This window comes from Arthrobacter globiformis, from assembly GCF_046536215.2.
In the GTDB taxonomy this organism is placed as follows: domain Bacteria; phylum Actinomycetota; class Actinomycetes; order Actinomycetales; family Micrococcaceae; genus Arthrobacter; species Arthrobacter globiformis_E.
Genome location: NZ_CM143421.1, coordinates 2,896,945 through 2,915,006 on the forward strand (window position 1 = coordinate 2,896,945; position 18,062 = coordinate 2,915,006).

General features: G+C 67.6%; 18 protein-coding genes. 13 read left to right on the top strand and 5 right to left on the bottom strand.

Going from position 1 to position 18,062, the window contains the following annotated elements:
* Positions 1-9: 9 nt before the first annotated feature.
* The 3 genes from R5O87_RS12995 to glnT are packed head-to-tail and all read right to left on the bottom strand — an operon-like array spanning position 10 to position 3,041.
* Positions 10-741: a GltB/FmdC/FwdC-like GXGXG domain-containing protein gene (locus tag R5O87_RS12995; protein WP_410558057.1), complete on the bottom strand. Its 732-nt coding sequence runs from the start codon at positions 739-741 to the stop codon at positions 10-12.
* Entirely contained in the window at positions 729-1,637 is a 909-nt protein-coding gene (locus tag R5O87_RS13000) for a class II glutamine amidotransferase domain-containing protein (protein ID WP_410558056.1), read from the bottom strand. Before R5O87_RS13000 ends, R5O87_RS12995 begins: the two co-directional genes overlap by 13 nt.
* A gap of 30 nt (positions 1,638-1,667) precedes the next feature.
* Positions 1,668-3,041, bottom strand: a complete 1,374-nt coding sequence (gene glnT / locus R5O87_RS13005; protein WP_410558054.1) for a type III glutamate--ammonia ligase — start codon at positions 3,039-3,041, stop codon at positions 1,668-1,670.
* 220 nt (positions 3,042-3,261) lie between these two features.
* On the opposite strand from glnT, the gene R5O87_RS13010 reads away from it, so the two are divergent.
* Positions 3,262-4,551, top strand: coding sequence for an ammonium transporter (locus tag R5O87_RS13010; protein ID WP_410558053.1), 1,290 nt, complete (start codon positions 3,262-3,264; stop codon positions 4,549-4,551).
* A 4-nt stretch (positions 4,552-4,555) separates the two neighbouring features.
* Here R5O87_RS13010 and R5O87_RS13015 read toward each other — a convergent pair whose 3' ends face one another.
* Positions 4,556-5,314: a lytic transglycosylase domain-containing protein gene (locus tag R5O87_RS13015; protein WP_410558051.1), complete on the bottom strand. Its 759-nt coding sequence runs from the start codon at positions 5,312-5,314 to the stop codon at positions 4,556-4,558.
* Between the two features lie 160 nt (positions 5,315-5,474).
* On the opposite strand from R5O87_RS13015, the gene R5O87_RS13020 reads away from it, so the two are divergent.
* From R5O87_RS13020 to R5O87_RS13075, 12 genes are all read left to right on the top strand, one after another.
* Entirely contained in the window at positions 5,475-6,710 is a 1,236-nt protein-coding gene (locus R5O87_RS13020; protein ID WP_410558050.1) for a CaiB/BaiF CoA transferase family protein, read from the top strand.
* A gap of 2 nt (positions 6,711-6,712) precedes the next feature.
* Positions 6,713-7,588, top strand: coding sequence for a hydroxymethylglutaryl-CoA lyase (locus R5O87_RS13025; RefSeq protein WP_410558048.1), 876 nt, complete (start codon positions 6,713-6,715; stop codon positions 7,586-7,588).
* Between the two features lie 61 nt (positions 7,589-7,649).
* Positions 7,650-9,014 (top strand): 2-hydroxycarboxylate transporter family protein, encoded by a 1,365-nt coding sequence (locus tag R5O87_RS13030; RefSeq protein WP_410558047.1) that lies wholly within the window; start codon positions 7,650-7,652, stop codon positions 9,012-9,014.
* A gap of 31 nt (positions 9,015-9,045) precedes the next feature.
* Positions 9,046-9,582: a gamma carbonic anhydrase family protein gene (locus R5O87_RS13035; protein ID WP_410558046.1), complete on the top strand. Its 537-nt coding sequence runs from the start codon at positions 9,046-9,048 to the stop codon at positions 9,580-9,582.
* Between the two features lie 33 nt (positions 9,583-9,615).
* A complete protein-coding gene (locus tag R5O87_RS13040) occupies positions 9,616-11,304 on the top strand; it encodes a thiamine pyrophosphate-binding protein (RefSeq protein ID WP_410558045.1) in 1,689 nt (562 codons plus the stop codon).
* Positions 11,305-11,326: 22 nt separating this feature from the next.
* Positions 11,327-11,980 (top strand): IclR family transcriptional regulator, encoded by a 654-nt coding sequence (locus R5O87_RS13045; protein WP_410558044.1) that lies wholly within the window; start codon positions 11,327-11,329, stop codon positions 11,978-11,980.
* 312 nt (positions 11,981-12,292) lie between these two features.
* Positions 12,293-12,502, top strand: coding sequence for a hypothetical protein (locus tag R5O87_RS13050; protein WP_410558043.1), 210 nt, complete (start codon positions 12,293-12,295; stop codon positions 12,500-12,502).
* Positions 12,503-12,612: 110 nt separating this feature from the next.
* Positions 12,613-12,915: a DUF4193 domain-containing protein gene (locus R5O87_RS13055; RefSeq protein ID WP_003802821.1), complete on the top strand. Its 303-nt coding sequence runs from the start codon at positions 12,613-12,615 to the stop codon at positions 12,913-12,915.
* Positions 12,916-12,961: 46 nt separating this feature from the next.
* A complete protein-coding gene (locus R5O87_RS13060; protein ID WP_410558042.1) occupies positions 12,962-14,050 on the top strand; it encodes a calcium:cation antiporter in 1,089 nt (362 codons plus the stop codon).
* Positions 14,051-14,095: 45 nt separating this feature from the next.
* On the top strand, positions 14,096-14,590 hold the full coding sequence (locus tag R5O87_RS13065; RefSeq protein WP_410558041.1) for a MarR family winged helix-turn-helix transcriptional regulator: 495 nt from the start codon (positions 14,096-14,098) through the stop codon (positions 14,588-14,590).
* A gap of 156 nt (positions 14,591-14,746) precedes the next feature.
* Positions 14,747-16,141, top strand: a complete 1,395-nt coding sequence (locus tag R5O87_RS13070; RefSeq protein WP_410558077.1) for an HNH endonuclease signature motif containing protein — start codon at positions 14,747-14,749, stop codon at positions 16,139-16,141.
* Positions 16,142-16,199: 58 nt separating this feature from the next.
* Complete coding sequence (locus R5O87_RS13075; protein WP_410558040.1) at positions 16,200-16,418, top strand: hypothetical protein; 219 nt, start codon at positions 16,200-16,202, stop codon at positions 16,416-16,418.
* 288 nt (positions 16,419-16,706) lie between these two features.
* Here R5O87_RS13075 and R5O87_RS13080 read toward each other — a convergent pair whose 3' ends face one another.
* Complete coding sequence (locus R5O87_RS13080; protein ID WP_410558039.1) at positions 16,707-18,050, bottom strand: aspartate aminotransferase family protein; 1,344 nt, start codon at positions 18,048-18,050, stop codon at positions 16,707-16,709.
* Between the last annotated feature and the right edge of the window lie 12 nt (positions 18,051-18,062).

An 18,062-nucleotide genomic window follows, 5' to 3' on the forward strand; every position in this document is an offset into this window, starting at 1 on the left:
CGTTGTCCTTTAGTAAGACGTCGAGTTGTGGACGCTGAAGTGGTAGAGGTTCCGCGCCGAGCCGTAGCGCCTGAAGTCCGCGGGGTTGTCGGTGCGCCCGGCGGCGGCGAGCAGGTCGCCGAGCTCCTCCAGATGCTCGGCCTTCATCGGCTTCTCGATGCAGTCCGCGCCGAGGGAGGCCACGGTTCCCTTCACGTAGATGCGGGCCTCGTAGATGGAGTCGCCGAGGGCGTCGCCGGCGTCGCCGCAGACCACGAGCCGTCCGGCCTGCGCCATGAAGGCGGACATGTGGCCGATGTTGCCGCCCACCACGATGTCGACGCCCTTCATGGAGATCCCGCAGCGGGCTCCGGCGTTGCCGTCGATCACCACGAGTCCGCCGTGGCCCGTGGCCGCCGCCGACTGGGAGGCGTCACCCGTTACGTGGACCCTTCCGGACATGATGTTCTCGGCGAGTCCGACGCCGGCATTGCCGTTGACGGTCACGTCGCCTTTTTGGTGCATCCCGGCAGCGTAGTAGCCGGCGTGGCCGTTGATGGTGACGGACACCGCGGCATTGATGCCGACGGCGAGGCTGTGTTTCCCGCCAGGGTTCTCAACGGTCCAGGTTTGCCCGTCGGCTGCATCGTGCAGGGCCTGGTTGAGCTCACGGACGGGCCTGTCGGCGAGGTCCACCCGGGTGGAAAACCCATCGGTGACCGTGGCGTAATCCTGCGTCTGGGTTTCGATCAGAGTGACCATGTGTAGACCTTTCCGGGTTCCGGTTCAAAGATGCGGGCTGAGTCGATGCCTGGCAGGGATGCCAGGGCACGGTATTCGGACGCCATGGCCACGTAATCGTCGGTTTCGGCGATGATGGCCGGCTTGCAGGCGATGGGGTCGCGGACCACTGCCATGCTGTCGGCGGTGGTGACCACCAGCGTGTAGAAGCCGTCGAAGACCTTGCCGAGATTGGTCAGGGCCTCCTGCAGGGTGTCGCCCTGCTTGAGGCGGGAGGCGATGTACCGGGCGCCGACTTCGGTGTCGTTGTCCGAGTCGAACTCCACGCCTTCGCGCAGCAGGTCCCGGCGGATGGTGGCGTGGTTGGAGAACGAGCCGTTGTGGACCAGGCACAGGTCGTCGGCAACGGAGAACGGGTGGGATCCGCCTGCGGTGACGGCCGATTCCGTGGCCATCCGGGTGTGGGACAGGCCCTGGCTGCCGGCCATGGCCTCCAGCCCGTGCTCGGCGGCGATCTCCATCGGATGGCCCACGCTCTTCATCACCGCCACGTGCTCGCCGCGGCCGATGATGGTGGACTCAGGAAGGGTTTCGCGCACCGCCTTGGCGAGCAGCCCGGTGTCGACGGCGGAGCTGACGAAGGTGGTATCACCCACCACCTTCACGGCCGTCCCGGCGGAGGCCGGCAGGAGGTTTTCCAGTGCCGCGGCGATTCCGGCCGTCGGCAGGGCATGTTCCTTGCCCAGGAGGCTGAGCGTGGAGGTGTTGCCGGAAACGAGGCCCGGGGTGTCATAGACGGCGAGGCCGGCCGAGTCCGGGCCGCGGTCCACGATCTGGCACAGCATCGAGGACAGAAGGCTGCCCATTTGGGAATGCAGCAGGGGGTTGCGCAGCTGCAGCGCGGCGATTCCGCACATGTGTGTGTCCTTTTCTAGGTGGGGCTGGTTTCAGATCGAGGTCAGGTACGTCCGGATTTCCCAGTCGCTCACCTGGTTGTGCCAGGTCAGGAACTCCTCTTCCTTGGCATCGGCGTAGTACTGGCCAATCTCCTGGTCGCCGCTGAGGCTGGAGAGGATGACGGGGTCCCGGCGCAGGGCCTCCACGGCGTGGAGAAGTGTTGCCGGCAGCAAATGGGCATCCGGGCGCGCTTCACCCGGACCGGATGGGGCTCCGGGGTCCGCTCCGCTGGTGATCCCGTCGAGCCCTGCCTCGATGGTGGTGGCGATGGCCAGGTAGGGGTTGGCCGAGCCGTCCCCGGACCGCAGCTCGATCCGCTTTTCATCCGGAACGCGGACCATGTGGGTGCGGTCATTGCCTCCAAAGGAGGCTTTCCGGGGTGACCACGTTGCCCCGGAGGAGCTGGTGGTGGCGCCGGTCCGCTTGTAGGAGTTGACCGTCGGCGCGAGGAAGGCCTGCAGGGCCGGGGCGTGTTCGAGGAGGCCGCCGATGAATGAATAGGCGAGCTCTGACAGCCCAAGGCCGCGGTCGCCGTCGTTCCCGGGAAACAGGGCGTCCGCGCCTGACCACAGGGACAGGTGGAAGTGGAGCCCCGTGCCGGTGCGGTCGGTGAAGGGCTTGGGCATGAAGGTCGCGGTCATGCCGCGCTGCTCGGCGAGGATGTTCAGGATGTAACGCAGGGAGACCACGCGGTCGGCAGTGGTCAGGGCGTCGGCATAGTTGAAGTTCTGCTCGAACTGGCCGGCGGCGTCCTCGTGGTCGCTGGCGTAGTTGCCCCAGCCCAGGCTGTTCATTGCGGTGGAGATCGAGGTGAGGTGCTCATACATGCGGGTGACGCCGCGGGCGTCGTAGCAGGGACGGGGCGAATCGTCGCGGGTGTCGGCTGTGCTCAGCGTGCCGTCGGCGTTCTTGTTGACGAGAAAGTACTCCACCTCGGCGCCGATCTTTGCCTGCATCCCTCTCTCTGCCAGGCGGGCGAGGGTGTTTTTGAGGATGACGCGCGGTGCGTAGGGCCAGGGCTTGCCGTCCACGTAGGGATCGCAGTGGATCAGCGCCAGGCCCTCTTTGATGAACGGCACGGGGGTAAAGGATGCGAGGTCGGGAACGGCAACGAGGTCTGAGTCCTGCGGCTTCTGGCCGATCAGTCCGGCTGCGTAGCCCGCGAATCCCATGGCCCCGGATTCGAGCTCGCCGGCGGCCTCGACCGGCACCAGCTTGGCGCACGGCTTACCGGTCATGTCCACGAACGTGGCCAGCAGGAAGCGGACATCGTGGGCCTTGGCGACGTCGGCAAGGGAGATCCGGCCGGCTTCCAGCGGAACGGCGGGCTCCGTTGCTACTTCAGGTGTTGCGAGGCTTGTCATCGGAACTGTCCTGTTCGGTTCGGTGTTACCTTCGGTGAAACGGTGTTGAACCACAGTAGCCAAGCTGATGTTACAAAAGTGCGCCCTGTTTGTTAAATCTGAAAGACGGCCAGAGGCGGTGAGCGCACGTGGAATTAACGCGGGCGAAACCCGCCATGGTTCACTGCGGTGAATCATGGTTTCACGCCGTTACTTATCAAGTTCCCTGATTGGAGCCCCCATGAACTCTGGAGATGTTGCCTGGATTCTCGCCGCGAGCGCCTTGGTCTGCATGATGATCCCCGCGCTTGCCCTGTTCTACGGTGGCATGGTGGGTTCCCGCCGGATCCTGAACATGATGATGATGTGCTTCGGCGGCGTAAGCGTGGTCGCTGTCCTCTGGGCAGTCTTCGGCTACTCGATGGTCTTCGGCAATTCCCTCGGCGGGGCGGGCCTCATCGGCGACGCCACCGAGTACTTCGGCATGGGCCAGCTGCTGGCCGAGGATCCCGGCGCCGCCATCCCGCCGGCTCTCTTCGCCGCCTTCCAGCTATTCTTCGCCGGAATCACCACCGCCATCATCGCGGGAGCCGCCGCCGGCCGGATGAAGTTCGGCGCCTGGATGATGTTCGCGGCCCTGTGGGCAACGGTGGTGTACTTCCCGGTGGCCCACTGGGTCTTCGCCTTCAGCTCCGCGGACGGCTCCGTCACCGGCGGCTGGATCGTCAACAATCTCAAGGCGATCGACTTTGCCGGCGGCACAGCCGTGCACATGAATGCCGGAATCGCCGCCCTGGCCCTCGCACTCGTCCTGGGACGCAGCGCCGGGTGGCCCAAGAGCGAGCACGTCAGGCCGCACAGCCGTCCTCTGGTGCTGGTCGGAGCGGGGCTGCTGTGGGCCGGCTGGTTCGGGTTCAACGCCGGCTCCGCCCTCACTGCCGGGCACTCGGCGTCGGTGGTTTTCCTGAACACCGCCGTGGCCGGGGCAGCCGGCCTGCTCGCCTGGACCCTGGTGGAACGCATCAGGCTCGGCAAGGCCAGCAGCATGGGTGCCGCGTCCGGATTGATTTCTGCCCTCGTCGCCATCACCCCGGCGTGCGGCGCCGTGAGCCCGCTCGGCGCACTGGCCATCGGACTGATCGCCGGGGCCGTCTGCTCCCTGGCCATCGAACTGAAGTTCCGCCTCGGGTTCGACGACTCACTCGACGTCGTGGGCGTGCACCTCATCGGCGGCATTATCGGAACCCTGCTGATCGGCTTCTTCGCCACGGACGCCGCCCCGAACAAGGTCAACGGGCTCTTCTACGGTGGAGGGCTTGACCTGCTGGGCATCCAGACGCTGGCAACGGTGGCCACACTCGCCTACTCTTTTGCGGCAACCTGGGTCATCGCCAAGGTCCTCAACAGCACCATGGGCCTCCGCATCGACGAGGCTGCCGAACTCCGCGGCATCGACATCGCCGCGCACTCCGAATCCGCCTACCTGATGGATGAGGAACCCGTGGAGTTGGGATCCCCGCACCGGATCTAGGATGTTACCCGGCCCGCTCCGCGTACTCGACAGCTTTTTCGCCCACTTGCCCCAGGTAGGCCTCTGACTGGTTGTAGGACCAGATGGCGTCGCTCCATCCCTGCGCGGCGGTGAGGTCGCGGCCGCCGGTGCACAGGTAGCCGGCGGCGCTGAGTGCCGCGTCGTCGATGTTGTGCGGATCGGCCACCCCGTCCCCGTTCGCATCCCGCCCTGCGAGCTTCCACGTGGAGGGGATGAACTGCATGGGTCCGACGGCGCGGTCCCAGCGGGCGTCACCGTCCAGCGCGCCGCCGTCGGTGTCGGGAATGGCGGCGAAACCGTCGCCGTTGAGACCGGGCCCGACGATCGGGCCGCTCACCTCCCCCGAAGCCGTAAGCCGGCCGCCGCCGAGTGCGCCGTGCACAGATTCAACAAATCCGACGGCGGCCACCGTGTTCCAGCCGATCCCGCACCCCGGCGCGTCGGCATTCGCCATGCCTGCCGCGGCGACGTACGCCCGGAGGGCCCGTGCGGGGATTCCTGTTTTTACAGCGGTCCGGGCCAGCCAGCCCGGGTCGACGGTCCTGGTGATGTTCACGGCATGCGCACTCCCGCTGGCCAGAGGCAAGAATCTCCCCGCCGCCTGCGGCGGGGCCGGCTGGGCTGCACGCGTCCCCGCCCCGGACACGCCCGCACCGGTCGCACCGAGCAGCCAGAACGCGCACGCCGTGATGGCGCAGAACGCGAAAAGGCCAAGAACCGCGAGGCGTTTCAGACGAAGCACGGAACAGCCTAACCCGGCGGCACCGCCCGCCTGCCCACCCGGCGCACAAAGGCGTCACAACCCTGTTGCGCAGGTCACACAACCCTGTTATCGTTTCTCCGCCTAATGACAAGTACTTCCCACAGAATGGGAAACCGCCAACAGTGCAGGCAGGAAGAACATGACTGACGAACTACACATTGAGGGCAATGCCCTCCCCCTCCGCGGCATCCGCGTGCTCGAGCTGGGCAGCTTCATCGCCGCCCCGTTCGCCGCCCGCGTCTTCGGCGACTTCGGTGCAGAGGTCATCAAGATCGAAAAGCCTCAGGGCGGCGACGAACTGCGCGACTGGCGCAAGACCCGCGGCACCACCTCCATGCTGTTCCGCACCATCGGCCGCAACAAGAAATCCGTGGCCCTTGACCTCCGCTCCGAGGCGGGGCGCGAGGCGGTCAAGAAGATCGCCGCCCAGTGCGACGTGGTCATCGAGAACTTCCGCCCTGGCACCCTTGAAAAGTGGGGCCTCGGACCGGACGTGCTGCAGGGACTCAACCCCGGGCTCGTGATGGTGCGGATCTCCGGCTACGGCCAGACCGGACCGTACAAGAACCGTGCAGGCTTCGGCAGCTCGGCGGAATCCTTCGCCGGCCTGCGCTACATCACAGGCGAGCCCGACCGCCCCGCCGGCCGCGCGGCGGCCAGCGTCGGCGACACCGTCGCCGGACTCTACGGCGTCATCGGTGCCCTGATGCTGATGCTGCAGAAGGCCCGCGGACTGGGGGCCGGAACTTCCCAGGTTGTCGACGTCGCCCTTTATGAAGGGGTTTTCAGCCTGCTCGAATCGCTGGTCCCGGACTATGACGCCTACGGCATGATCCGGCAGCGCACCGGCGGTGCGCTGCCCGGCGTCGTTCCTACCGGCTCCTACCTGTGCGGCGACGCCCTCGAGGTGGTCATCGGCGGCAACTCGAACTCCGTTTTCATCCGGCTCATGCGCGCCATCGGCCGCGATGACCTCGCCGAGGACACCACCCTGCTCACCACAGAGGCCCGCGGCGCACGCGAGGAAGAGCTCAACGGTGCCATCTCCGCGTGGACCGGCAGCATGCCGCTCACCGAGGTGCTGGACAAGCTGGACGACGCCGGTGTCCCCGCCGGTCCCGTGTACGACGCCCCCAGTATCGCCGTCGACCGGCATTACCTGGCGCGGGACATGATCCAGACCCATGAGGTGGTCATCGAGGACGAGCCCGAGCTGATCCGGTTCCCCGGGGTGGTGCCGAAGATCCCGGGCCACGAGGGGCGCGTGCGCTGGGTGGGCCCGGAACTGGGACAGCACACGGCCGAGGTCCTGCAGGACCTTGCCGGCATGGACGCCGACCAGATCGCCGGACTCGGACTGCAGGAGGTGCGCTGACCATGAGGGTAGAAGTAACCGACGTCTTCCTGCGCGACGGACTCCAGGACGAGCCCGTCATCGTCTCCACGGCGCACAAACTCGAGATCGCCGCGGCACTCGTCGGCGCCGGGCTGAAGCGCATCGAGGTGGCCTCCTTCGTGAACCCGAAACGGGTACCGCAGATGGCCGATGCCGCTGGCCTCGTCTCCTCGCTGCCGGCAGTTCCGGGCGTCACCTACACCAGCCTGGTGCTCAACGGCCGGGGCATCCAGAGGGCCGTGGACGCCGGCGCCACCGATATCCAGGTGGTCACCTCGGCGAGCCAGGCACACAGCAACGCCAACGCCGGCCAAGCCATCGAGGACGCGCTGGCCAGCTTGGGCGCGGCCGTGGCGGAATTTCCGGAAGCCCGGTTCTTCGCCGGCATCTCCACCGCCTTCACCTGCCCGTTCGAGGGCACGATCGACCCCGCCTACCTGCTGCGCGTGGTGCGGGCGTTCAAGGACATGGGCATCACCGACGTCGGGCTCGCGGACACGCTCGGCACCACGCCCACCGACCAGGTGATGGCCAGCCTGCAGCACGTCCGCGAGGCCGAACCGGACCTCACGTACTACCTGCACCTGCACAACGCGCACAGCCAGGCGCTGGCCACCGCGAGCGCCGCGGTGGACACCGGGGTCCTCCGCTTCGACGCCGCCCTCGGCGGCTACGGCGGCTGCCCGTTCGCCCCCGGGGCGCACGGCAACATCGCCACCGAGGAACTCGTCCGGCACCTGCACGACGCCGGGCACCAGACCGGCATCGACGAGGACCGCCTCGGCGAGGCTGTCCGGCTCGCGCGTGACGTCGTCGCCCTTTCCCCGGCAGTCGGCGTGCTCGACCCCGCCCGTTGAAAATCTCCCAGCTAAGACGTTCCCCAACCAACAGTTCCTACTCACCGTTTTGGAGACGATGATGTCTACAAGCCCACGCACCACGGAATTCACCAGCAAACCAACGGACACCGCCATGAGCGAGACCGCCCCCGGCCGGCCGGGGTTCAAAATCGCCAGTGTCCCTGCTCCCCTCTACGTCGTCCTCGCTGGCTTGGTCCTCACCGCCGCGATCACTGGCAACCTCCCGGACACCATGGTGGTGGGCTTCGCCGCCACCATCCTGCTCGGCGGGCTCTTCATCTGGATCGGCAACCTGTTCCCGGTGGTCCGGGACTTCGGCCTGCCGACCATCCTCTGCACGTTCGTCCCCGCTACCCTGGTGTTCCTGGGTTTTATGCCGGAGAACCTGGTCAGCGTGGTGAAGAACTTCGTTGACGGCCAGGGCTTCCTGGACTTCTTCGTCGTCGGCATCATCGCCGGCTCCATCCTCGGCATGCCGCGGGCGCTGCTCCTCAAAGCAGGTCCGCGGTTCGCCGTCCCTCTCATCGGCTGCCTCATCGCCACGTTCGTCCTGGTCGGGCTGCTCGGAGCGGTAACCGGCTTCGGGTTCATCAACGGCATCCTCTTCATCGCGGCGCCCATCATGGCCGGCGGCCTCGGCGTCGGCGCGCTGCCCATGTCCAAGATGTACGCCACGGCCACCGGCGGCGACTCCGCCACCTTCATGGGCGACCTGATGTCCGCCGTCGTGATGGCCAACGTGGTCTGCATCCTCATTGCCGGCATCTACAACGGCCTGGGCAAGCGCAAGAAGCAGCTCTTCGTCGGCTTCAACGGCCACGGCCAGCTGCTGCGGATCACCGGCCGCGGCGGCGAGCTCACCCTGCCGCCCAAACGCGACACCTCCTCGTTCGTCGCGCTGGGCAAGGGCCTCCTGATCGCCGGCAGCCTCTTTGTCTTCGGCAACCTCATGGCCGCCTTCATCCCCGGACTGCACCCGTACGCCTGGACGATCATCGCGGCGGCCGCCGTCAAGATCTTCGGGCTGCTCCCGCAGGACGTCGAGGATTCGACCGCCGACTGGGGCGACCTGATCGGCGCCGTCCTGGTCCCGGCGCTCCTCGTGGGCGTCAGCATCACCTACATCGACATGACCCAGGTCTTCGCCTCGCTCGGCAACCCGCTGTTCATCCTGCTCACCATCTGCACCGTCATCATCGCCACCCTGACCTCCGGCGTCCTCGGCTGGCTCGTGAAGTTCAACTTCGTCGAAGCCTCCATCACACCAGGCCTGGTCATGGCGGACACCGGCGGCAGCGGCGACGTCTCCGTGCTGAGCGCAGCGAACCGCATGCACCTCATGCCGTTCGCAGCCCTCACCAACCGCCTTGGCGGGGCGCTCGTCCTGTTCGTGACGTCGCTGATCGTCCCGTTCCTCACCTAAGACGCGTTCCTTCACCTAAGAAAGGGCCACCATGAGCTCGAACATCCTGGCCGTCGACGGCCGCTCCCCCGCGATCGACGGCGGGGCGTGGGTAGCGCCCACCGCCGCCGTCGTCGGATCCGCCACCATCGGAGCAGGCACGGGAATCTTCTACGGCGCCGTCATTCGTGCCGACATGGAGGACATCACCGTGGGCGAGGGAAGCAACGTCCAGGACATCGCCGTCGTCCACGCCGACCCCGGCTTTCCGGCACATGTCGGCAACCACGTCAGCATCGGGCACGGCGCGGTGCTGCATGGCTGCACAGTGGGCGACGGTGCGCTCATCGGGATGAACGCCACGGTCCTCAACGGCGCCGTCATCGGCGCCGGCTCCCTGGTGGCGGCCAACGCGCTCGTCCTGGAGGGCACCGAAGTGCCGCCCGGTTCGCTTGTGACGGGGGTCCCAGCCAAGGTGCGCCGCCCGCTCACGGCGGAGGAAATCGAGCATTGCCGGCAGAACGCCGTCACGTACGCCGCACTGGCCCTGAAGCACCGGGACGCCACTGCCGCGGCGCTGCCGGCCTGACCGGTTCCCACCCAACGAACGCGAGGACAGCCAATGACCACCACTCACACCGCTCTTCGCCCCGCCGATGCGGCTCTCCCCGACGAGGGCCACGTCTCCGCCGCCATCGCGGACGTCCTGGCGGAGCGGGCAGGGCACCTGTTCGGGCTGATGGGCAACGGCAACGCCCACCTCATCAGCCGGCTCACCCGCGGCGGCTTTCCCTTCACGTCGGCCCGGCACGAGGCGGCCAGCGTTGCCATGGCCGACGCGTACCACCGGGCCACCGGAGGCGTCGCGGCCGCCACCACCACCTACGGCGCCGGGTTCACGAACGCCTACACCACCCTCGCCGAGGCCCGGCTGGCCCGCATCCCGCTGGTGTTCGTCGTTGGAGACGCCCCTGCCGGAGGGCGCCGGTTCTTCGACATCGACCAGGCCAAGGCGGCCGAAGCCGCCGGCGTCACCACGCTGGTGGCCCGCCCGGACAACGCCGCCGCGGTCACCCACCGCGCCTTCGACCTCGCACTCCAGTCCGTCCAGCCTGTGGTGGTGGCGATTCCGTACGACCTCGCCACCGCTCCCCTGTCGTCCCAGGTGCCGCTGCAGCCGCTGCCCGTCAAGCCCGTGTGGCCCGCAGAGCCTCACGATCTGGACCGGGTGGCGGAGCTGCTCGGTTCGGCGCAGCGGCCACTGATCCTGGCCGGGCGCGGCGTGCTCCTGGCCGGCGCCGTCGCCCCGCTCCGTGAAATCGGCGACCGGCTGGGTGCCCTGTTCATGACCTCGGTGATGGCCGCCAATGCCTTCGGCAGCGAGTGGGACCTCGGCATCGCCGGCGGCTTCACCCGCAGCCACCGCCTCGACGTGGCCCGGCAGGCCGACGTCGTCCTGGTGGCCGGGGCGAGCCTCAACACCTTCCAGACTCGCTACGGGACCCTGTTCCCGGCGGATGCCAGGATCATCCGCCTCGACAACGAGCCCGACGGCGGGCAGAACGCCGGCGCCGAATACGTCCGGGCCGACATCCTGCCGTTCGTCGAAGGCCTGCTGGAACGGGTGCCGGCGTCAGGATCGCCCACCTGGCGGGACGCTGTCCCGGAAGTGTCCGGCGCAGATTTCCGCTCATCGCACCCCAGCGAAGACCCGGTGGAGTTCGGCCCGGACGGGCGGCTCAACCCGCGTGCCGTCGTCGCTGCCCTGGACCGCATCCTGCCCGCCGAACGCTCGGTGGTGATGGACGGCGGGCACTTCATCGGCTGGGCACCGATGTACCTGTCTGTCCCGGACCCGCACGCCATGGTCCTGGTGGGGACGGCCTTCCAGTCCATCGGGATGGGCTTCGGCTCTGCCGCCGGCGTCTCGGCGGCCCGTCCGGAACGCACCACCGTCCTGGTCAGCGGCGACGGCGGCGGGCTGATGGGGCTGGCCGACTTCGAGACGTTCCTCCGGGCCACCCGCAGGGGTGTGGTGGTGGTCCTGAACGACTCGGCGTATGGTGCGGAGCTGCACCAGTACGCCGCAAAGGGGCTGCACAGCCAGGCGATGCTGATCGACGAAGTGGACTTTGCCGCCGTCGGACGCGCCCTGGGTGCGGAGGGGGCCAAGGCCCGGACGCTGGCAGACCTGGGGCAGCTTGAGCAGTGGCTTGCCACGCACGACGACGGCGTGTTCGTTCTGGATGTGGCCATCTCGCAGAAGGTGGTTGCCGAGTACATGAGGGAGTCTGTGGCCGCCAAGGGCTGAGCCACCGTCATAAGCTGGCCATATGCCGCCTACTGAACAGAACGGAAGCAACCGCACCCTGGAGCGCGCCGCCGCGATCCTCGACGCGGTGGGCCGGTCCGCCGTATCAGGCAGTGAACTGTCGCGGCGGACCGGCCTGTCGCTGTCCACTGCGCACCGCCTGGCCCTGCAGATGGTGGACTATGGCTTCCTCCGCCGTACCGAGGACGGCACCTTCCGGCTGGGCCAGCGGTTCGTCCGATCGGCCCTGGAGAACGCCGCCTTGCCAGTGCTGCATGAGCTCCGTGACAGCACCGGCGAGACCGCCCAGCTCTGGGTCCGCCGCGGGGACGAACGGGTCTGCCTCCTCAGCGCGGACAGTCGGCACGAACTGCGGGCCACCCTCCCGCCGGGCTCGCGGCTCCCGCTGCCCGCCGGTTCCAGCGGCCGGCTCCTCGCCGCCGACGACGACGTGCTGGCCGAGCTGGCCTCGTCCGGGTGGATTGAATCTGTGGGCTCCCGGACGCCGGGCCTCGGTTCCATCAGCGCGCCCGTGCAGACGCAGGAGGGAATCATCGCCGCGGTCTGCCTCGCCATGCCCCTTGCCCGGGTCACAGGGTCGCCGGGCCAGGACCACGGCGCCGTCGTCGTTCGGGCAGCACGGCGGATCGAAGAAGCGGTGCGGGAAGGAGCCTAGGTTCCTGGGTTTTGGGGCCCGCTAACTACTTGGGCACCCGAACCACTGGGGCTGCCACCGGCGTGTCTTGACAAAAGTTTTGGGCTCACGGTCTAATTTTTCGCAGAGCACCGACATAATCACGCGAACCGTACGCGTGGACAGGCTTCCATCAGAGCCCGTGGGGGCGGTGCACCAGCGGCCTACAGGCCGCACATATTGGCATCCGGCAGTCGCCGCATACGCAGACAGCCCGAAGTGCCCTGCCGCCGATTCACGAGCGGCCCAAAAAACTCTGCACAGCTCAAACTTATTAACACCTAAAGGACACCCATGCCCAGCACCACCCAGACCATCGATATCCAGGTAGACGACCGCAAGATCCTCGACGAGCGGCTCGATGCCGCCGTCAAGTGCCTTCAGGAGGCGGCCATTCTCACCGGTACACACGGGATCATGGTCACCCGCAACAAGCCAGGGAGCTACACCGCCACGCTGTCCGACCAGGTCCCCTTCGGCATGACCCGCGAAATCATCCTCTAAACTTTGGGGACCTTAACCCGTCCCCGGTTTCCGGGAATACCTGGCGGCGCCCACTCGTTGAGTCCTGCGAAATGTGCGTCGTCCGGCGCACAGCCGAAGGAGTAAGAACCATGGCAACTGACTACGACGCCCCTCGCGTGGCCCAAGAGGACCAGCCGGCCAACGAGTCCCTGGAGGCTATACAGTCCCGGCAGGGCGGATCGCAGACTGCCCTGCTTGACGTGGAGGAAGCGGACACCGCCGAAGGCATCGACCTTCCCGGCGCCGACCTGTCGCACGAAGAGCTGCTGATCCAGGTTGTTCCGGTGCAGGAAGACGAGTTCACCTGTATGTCCTGCTTCCTGGTCCACCACCGCAGCCAGCTCGCGCGCGAAAAGGACGGCAAGAAGTACTGCTCGGAGTGTGAAGGCTAGCACCAGAGGGCTAGCTCTGAAGGGCCAGCACTGAGAAGATAGCGCTGTGCTGGCCCGGATCCGATCGTCCTGGACCGCCGTCGTCCCCGTCGTCGGCCTGATCGTGCTGGCCGTGACCTGGGGAGTCTCCCCCGGGCCGGCGCTGGCCACCGTCATCGCGGTGGTCCTGATAGGTGCGGTCCTGGCCGCGGTGCATCACGCCGAAGTGGTGGCGCACCGCGTCGGCGAGCCCTTCGGATCGCTCGTGCTGGCCGTCGCCGTGACCATCATTGAGGTGGCCCTCATCGTCACGCTGATCGCGTCCGGTGGCGAGGGAAGCCATTCGCTGGCACGGGACACTGTCTTCGCCGCCGTCATGATCACAGCCAACGGCATCGTGGGGATCGCCCTGCTCGTTGGCGCCCGCAGGTACGGCATTCCGCGGTTCAACTCGGAGGGTGCCGGTGCGGCCCTGGCAGTGGTCACCACGCTGGCTACCCTGACGCTGGTCCTGCCCACCTTCACGACCTCACGCCCCGGGCCTGAATTTTCGCCCCTGCAGCTGGGCTTCGCTGCCGTTGCCTCGCTTGCCCTGTACGGCGTGTTCGTGCTGACCCAGACCGTCCGCCACCGCCACTTTTTCCTTCCCGTCGTTTCCGACGACGACGGCGAGGACGATGGGCATGGCCCAGCCCCCACCAACCGAGCCACCTACACAAGCCTGGCGCTGCTGTGCGCGGCGCTGGTCGCCGTCGTCGGACTGGCCAAAACCGTATCCCCGGTCATCGAGGCGGGCGTCACCCGGGCCGGGATCCCGGAGTCCTTCGTGGGCGTTGTCATCGCCCTCCTGGTGCTGCTGCCGGAGGGTCTTGCCGCCACCCGGGCCGCCTCGCGGAACAGGATCCAGATCAGCCTCAACCTGGCCTACGGCTCGGCGATTGCCAGCATCGGCCTGACGATTCCCGCCATCGCCGTGGCCAGCATCTGGCTGGAGGGACCGCTGACGCTGGGGCTCGGCGGCACGCAGATAGTCCTGTTCCTGCTGACCGTCATCGTGGGAACACTCACCGTTGTGCCCGGCCGCGCCACGCGGCTGCAGGGGGCCATCCACCTGGTGCTGTTCGCCGCGTTCCTGTTCCTCGCCATGTTCCCGTAGGCGGTGTTCCAGTAACCGGTTTCGGCACTTCGATATCATGGCTTCATGACTTCCCCCTTAGGGAGCGACGAAGACCTCCTGCTCGAGCGGCAGCTCTGCTTCGCTCTGGCTGTCGCCTCGCGCACCGTCATCGGCGCCTACCGGCCCGTGCTGCAGGAGCTGAACCTGACCCACCCGCAGTACTTGGTGATGTTGGCGCTGTGGGAGAAGAGTCCGCGTTCAGTCAAGGAAATCAGCGATGCCCTCCTCCTGGTTCCGGCCACCCTGTCCCCGCTGCTAAAGCGCCTCGAGGCCCTGGGGTACGTGACGCGCCGCCGCGTTCCCGGCGATGAACGGTCCCTTGCGGTGGGCCTGACGCCGGAAGGTGCGGCGCTGCGCGACAAGGCCATGGGCGTGCCCGGCACCATGCTGGCCAAGCTCGGCCTCACCCGCGCGCAGGCGGAGGACATCCACGTTGCCATGACGCGGCTCATCGAATCAGCCCAGACCGACCACACGCTCACGGCTGATCCCAACTTGGACGACGAAGCCACGGCCTAAACGGCCCAGCGCCGGTACCCCCACCTCGGCGCGAACGTACACTTGAGGCCCCTACCCGGGCTCAGCATTAAAATGTCAGACCCTCCCCATACTCTGGAATTGTCCGGTTAGGGGAAATACCGGCGGGGTTTCCGGAGGGGGTGCGGCGTGGAAGTTATGGCGGTCAGCGATGACGGGGTGTGGGTTCCGGCTGTGGACTTCGCGGACCGGGAGGATTCACTGCTGGCCGGCACCCTGAGCGTTCCGCTCCCGTCGTTCCTGACGGCCGATCAGGCGCTCGGCGTGGTGGAGTCGGCCGATCGGGTCATCGCCTGGGCAACAGCCATGAAAATGAGCGCCCTGGCGCGGGTTGAGGAAGCCATGGGCGAAGAGCCACCCCCCCGTCATGAGAGCCAGCCGGTCCGCTTCGGCGGGGACGAGGCCCACGCCCTGGCCGTGTCCGAAGTGGGCGCCGCGTGCGCCCTCGCCGAAGGGACCGCCGCGCGCTGGTTGAACGATGCCGCTGACCTGGCCACCTCCCACTGGCAGGTCCTCGAAGCGGTCGAGCAGGGGGAGATCTCCGAGGCCCACGCCCGGATCATCCTGGACCAGGCCCGCTCCCTCCCCGCCACACAGTCCGAACAATTCGCCACCATCGCCCTGCAGCGCACCCGGACCCGGCACGGCCGCCGCCGCACCCCGTCCGAGTTCCGCTCCTGCCTGCGGCGGCTGCGCGAGCGACTCCACCCCGAAAGCCTCACCACCCGCAAAGAAGCCGCCCAACGCGAACGCGGAGTCTGGTTCACGGCCGAACCCGACGGCATGTGCACCCTCACCGCACGCCTGACAGCCGAAACCGGACTCGCCATCTACAGCGGACTCGACCAGCACGCACGGCAAGCCCACGCACACGCCACCAAACCCGGCCCCGTCCCCGGGGCTGACGCCGCTCCCGACCACAACACGCTCCCGGAGCTCCGCGCCGACGCCTTCACCCACCGATTCCTGGGCGAAAATCATGGCCCGGATACCGGAGCATTCCGCGCCGAGATCATCGTGACCATCCCCGTCCGGCACATCCTCAGCAACGAGCTCGCCGCAGCCGAGCCCGAATCAGCCGAACTCGAAGGCTACGGCCCCATCGATGCCGCCACCGCCCGGCGCCTGGCCGCCCTCGCCCCCACCTGGCAACGGCTCTTCACCGACTGCACCACCGGCCAGGCCCTCGGCGTCGGCCGCACCGCCTACCGACCACCCAAAGCACTCCGCCGCTACCTGAACTCCCGCGACAAAACCTGCCGCTTCCCCGGCTGCCCCCGGCCCGCCACCGCCTGCGAACCCGACCACACCATCGAATGGCAAAACGGCGGCACCACCGACCCCGGCAACCTCGCCATGCTCTGCCCAAAACACCACGCCCTCAAATCCATCGGCGCCTGGACCTACACACAATCCACCCCAACCGGAAACCTGCAATGGCGATCACCCCTGGGCCGGAAATACAACACCAAACCAGCAGACTTCGGCAATGCCCTTTATCCGCCGAAAGCACCCGAACCCCCGCCCTTCTAGGTGCTGGTGACCCAGCCTTGCCCTTGCGGCGGCCCGGAGTAGCTGCTTCCCTGAGGTCATGACGGACAAGGAAGAAAACTCAGACCTGCCCCGTGATTCGCACCTCCGGGAAGACGTGGTGCCCGGCGCCGACCAGGAGACCACCAACAGCGAGGGGAAGCGGCTGCCTCCGGGCCAGACCAACGCGGACCAGCAGGTGGCCGGGCTCGCTGCCGCCACCCATTACGGGGACGACGTGGACCCGGAGGCGGACACCGAGGATAACAAGCCGCTGTGAATGACGGGGCAGAAGGATAGCCCTTCTGCCCCGGTCCTATTACCGTGCCGGGCCGATACCGACCGGCATTCGGGCCACCGCGCCCGGCGGATGGCCAGCGGACTGATCGCTCCGCACCGCCACGCCGGCCCCGCCCAGTTCGGCTCTTGATAAAACCCGGCGCCGGTCGGTCACCACGAAAAGTGACCGGCCGGCGTCGTACTTGCCTTAGTCTCCCGAGTTTTTGTCCAGATAATGGCCTCTAAAGGCCCTCTAAGTCGCGATATATGGACAAAAACTCCTCCCTCGTTAGAGTTCGACGGCGGTCAGCGCCTGGTCGTAGATGTCCAGGGCCGTGGCCACTTCCTCGGGCGTCACGACGGCGGGCGGAACCACGTGGATGCGGTTGTCGGCGAAGAAGGGCAGCAGACCGAGGCGCAGCAGTTCGGCCTTGAGGCGTCCCATGTACTCGGCGGGAACCGGCGTACGGGTGGCGCGGTCCTGGACGAGTTCCAGCGCCCAGAACACGCCGCGGCCGCGGACCTCACCAATGACGCCGTGCCGCTCGGCCAGCGCACGAAGGCCGGGCTCGAGGTGGTCGCGGCCGATCCGTGCGGCGTTGCCGACGATGTCCTCCTCCTCGAACGCCTCGATGGACGCGACGACGGAGGCGGCGGCAAGCGGGTGGCCGGAGTACGTGAGGCCGCCGGGGAAGACGCGCTCGTCGAAGGTGGCTGCGATCTCGCCGGAGATGATGACGCCGCCCACGGGGACGTAGCCGGAGTTCACGCCCTTGGCGAAGGTGATGAGGTCCGGGGTGACGTTGAACGCGTCGAGGGCGAACCAGTCGCCGGTGCGTCCGAAGCCGGCCATGACCTCGTCCAGGATCATCACGATGCCGTACTCAACGCACAGCGCACGGACACCTTCGAGGTAGCCCGGCGTCGGCACCAGGACGCCTGCCGTGCCGGGGACGGTTTCCAGCAGGACCGCGGCGACCGACTGCGGCCCCTCGGCCTGGATGACGCGGCGCAGGTGGTGCAGGGCGCGCTCGGTTTCCTGTTCCGGGGTCTCCGCCCAGAACTCGGAGCGGTAGAGGTAGGGGCCGAAGACGTGAACGTGGCCGCGGGCGTACTCGTTGGGAATGCGGCGCCAGTCGCCGGTGGCAACGATCGCCGAACCGGTGTTGCCGTGGTACGAGCGGTAGCGCGAGATGACCTTATCCCGGCCGGTGTGCAGGCGGGCCATGCGGATGGCGTTCTCGTTCGCGTCCGCGCCGCCGTTGGTGAAGAAGACCTTCTCCATGTTGGCAGGGGCGTGGGACAGGATCTTGGCCGCAGCCGTTCCGCGGACGTGGTTGGCGTGCGCCGGCGCCACGGTGGCCAGGCTCGTTGCCTGCTGCGCGATGGCCGCGATGACCCTGGGGTGCTGGTGTCCGATGTTGGTGTTCACCAGCTGGCTGGAGAAGTCCAGGTACGTGTTGCCGTCGTGGTCCCAGACCGTGCTGCCGGCCCCGCCCGCGATGGCCATCGGGTTTAGGGACTTCTGCGCCGACCAGGAGTGGAAGACGTTCGCCCGGTCCAGGGCGACGACGTCGGCATTGGAGACAGTGTTGGTGACTGCGGAGTCCAGGATTGCCTGGCTGGCGACCATGACGGTTCCTCT

Coding starts and splice junctions, on each gene's coding strand:
- R5O87_RS13025 (WP_410558048.1), top strand. CDS start 6,713: ATGAGGGTAGAAGTAACCGACGTCTTCCTGCGCGACGGACTCCAGGAC.
- R5O87_RS13080 (WP_410558039.1), bottom strand. CDS start 18,050: ATGGTCGCCAGCCAGGCAATCCTGGACTCCGCAGTCACCAACACTGTC.
- R5O87_RS13070 (WP_410558077.1), top strand. CDS start 14,747: ATGGCGGTCAGCGATGACGGGGTGTGGGTTCCGGCTGTGGACTTCGCG.
- R5O87_RS13055 (WP_003802821.1), top strand. CDS start 12,613: ATGGCAACTGACTACGACGCCCCTCGCGTGGCCCAAGAGGACCAGCCG.
- R5O87_RS13075 (WP_410558040.1), top strand. CDS start 16,200: ATGACGGACAAGGAAGAAAACTCAGACCTGCCCCGTGATTCGCACCTC.
- R5O87_RS13040 (WP_410558045.1), top strand. CDS start 9,616: ATGACCACCACTCACACCGCTCTTCGCCCCGCCGATGCGGCTCTCCCC.
- R5O87_RS13065 (WP_410558041.1), top strand. CDS start 14,096: ATGACTTCCCCCTTAGGGAGCGACGAAGACCTCCTGCTCGAGCGGCAG.
- R5O87_RS13030 (WP_410558047.1), top strand. CDS start 7,650: ATGTCTACAAGCCCACGCACCACGGAATTCACCAGCAAACCAACGGAC.
- R5O87_RS12995 (WP_410558057.1), bottom strand. CDS start 741: ATGGTCACTCTGATCGAAACCCAGACGCAGGATTACGCCACGGTCACC.
- R5O87_RS13010 (WP_410558053.1), top strand. CDS start 3,262: ATGAACTCTGGAGATGTTGCCTGGATTCTCGCCGCGAGCGCCTTGGTC.
- R5O87_RS13000 (WP_410558056.1), bottom strand. CDS start 1,637: ATGTGCGGAATCGCCGCGCTGCAGCTGCGCAACCCCCTGCTGCATTCC.
- glnT (WP_410558054.1), bottom strand. CDS start 3,041: ATGACAAGCCTCGCAACACCTGAAGTAGCAACGGAGCCCGCCGTTCCG.
- R5O87_RS13050 (WP_410558043.1), top strand. CDS start 12,293: ATGCCCAGCACCACCCAGACCATCGATATCCAGGTAGACGACCGCAAG.
- R5O87_RS13020 (WP_410558050.1), top strand. CDS start 5,475: ATGACTGACGAACTACACATTGAGGGCAATGCCCTCCCCCTCCGCGGC.
- R5O87_RS13035 (WP_410558046.1), top strand. CDS start 9,046: ATGAGCTCGAACATCCTGGCCGTCGACGGCCGCTCCCCCGCGATCGAC.
- R5O87_RS13045 (WP_410558044.1), top strand. CDS start 11,327: ATGCCGCCTACTGAACAGAACGGAAGCAACCGCACCCTGGAGCGCGCC.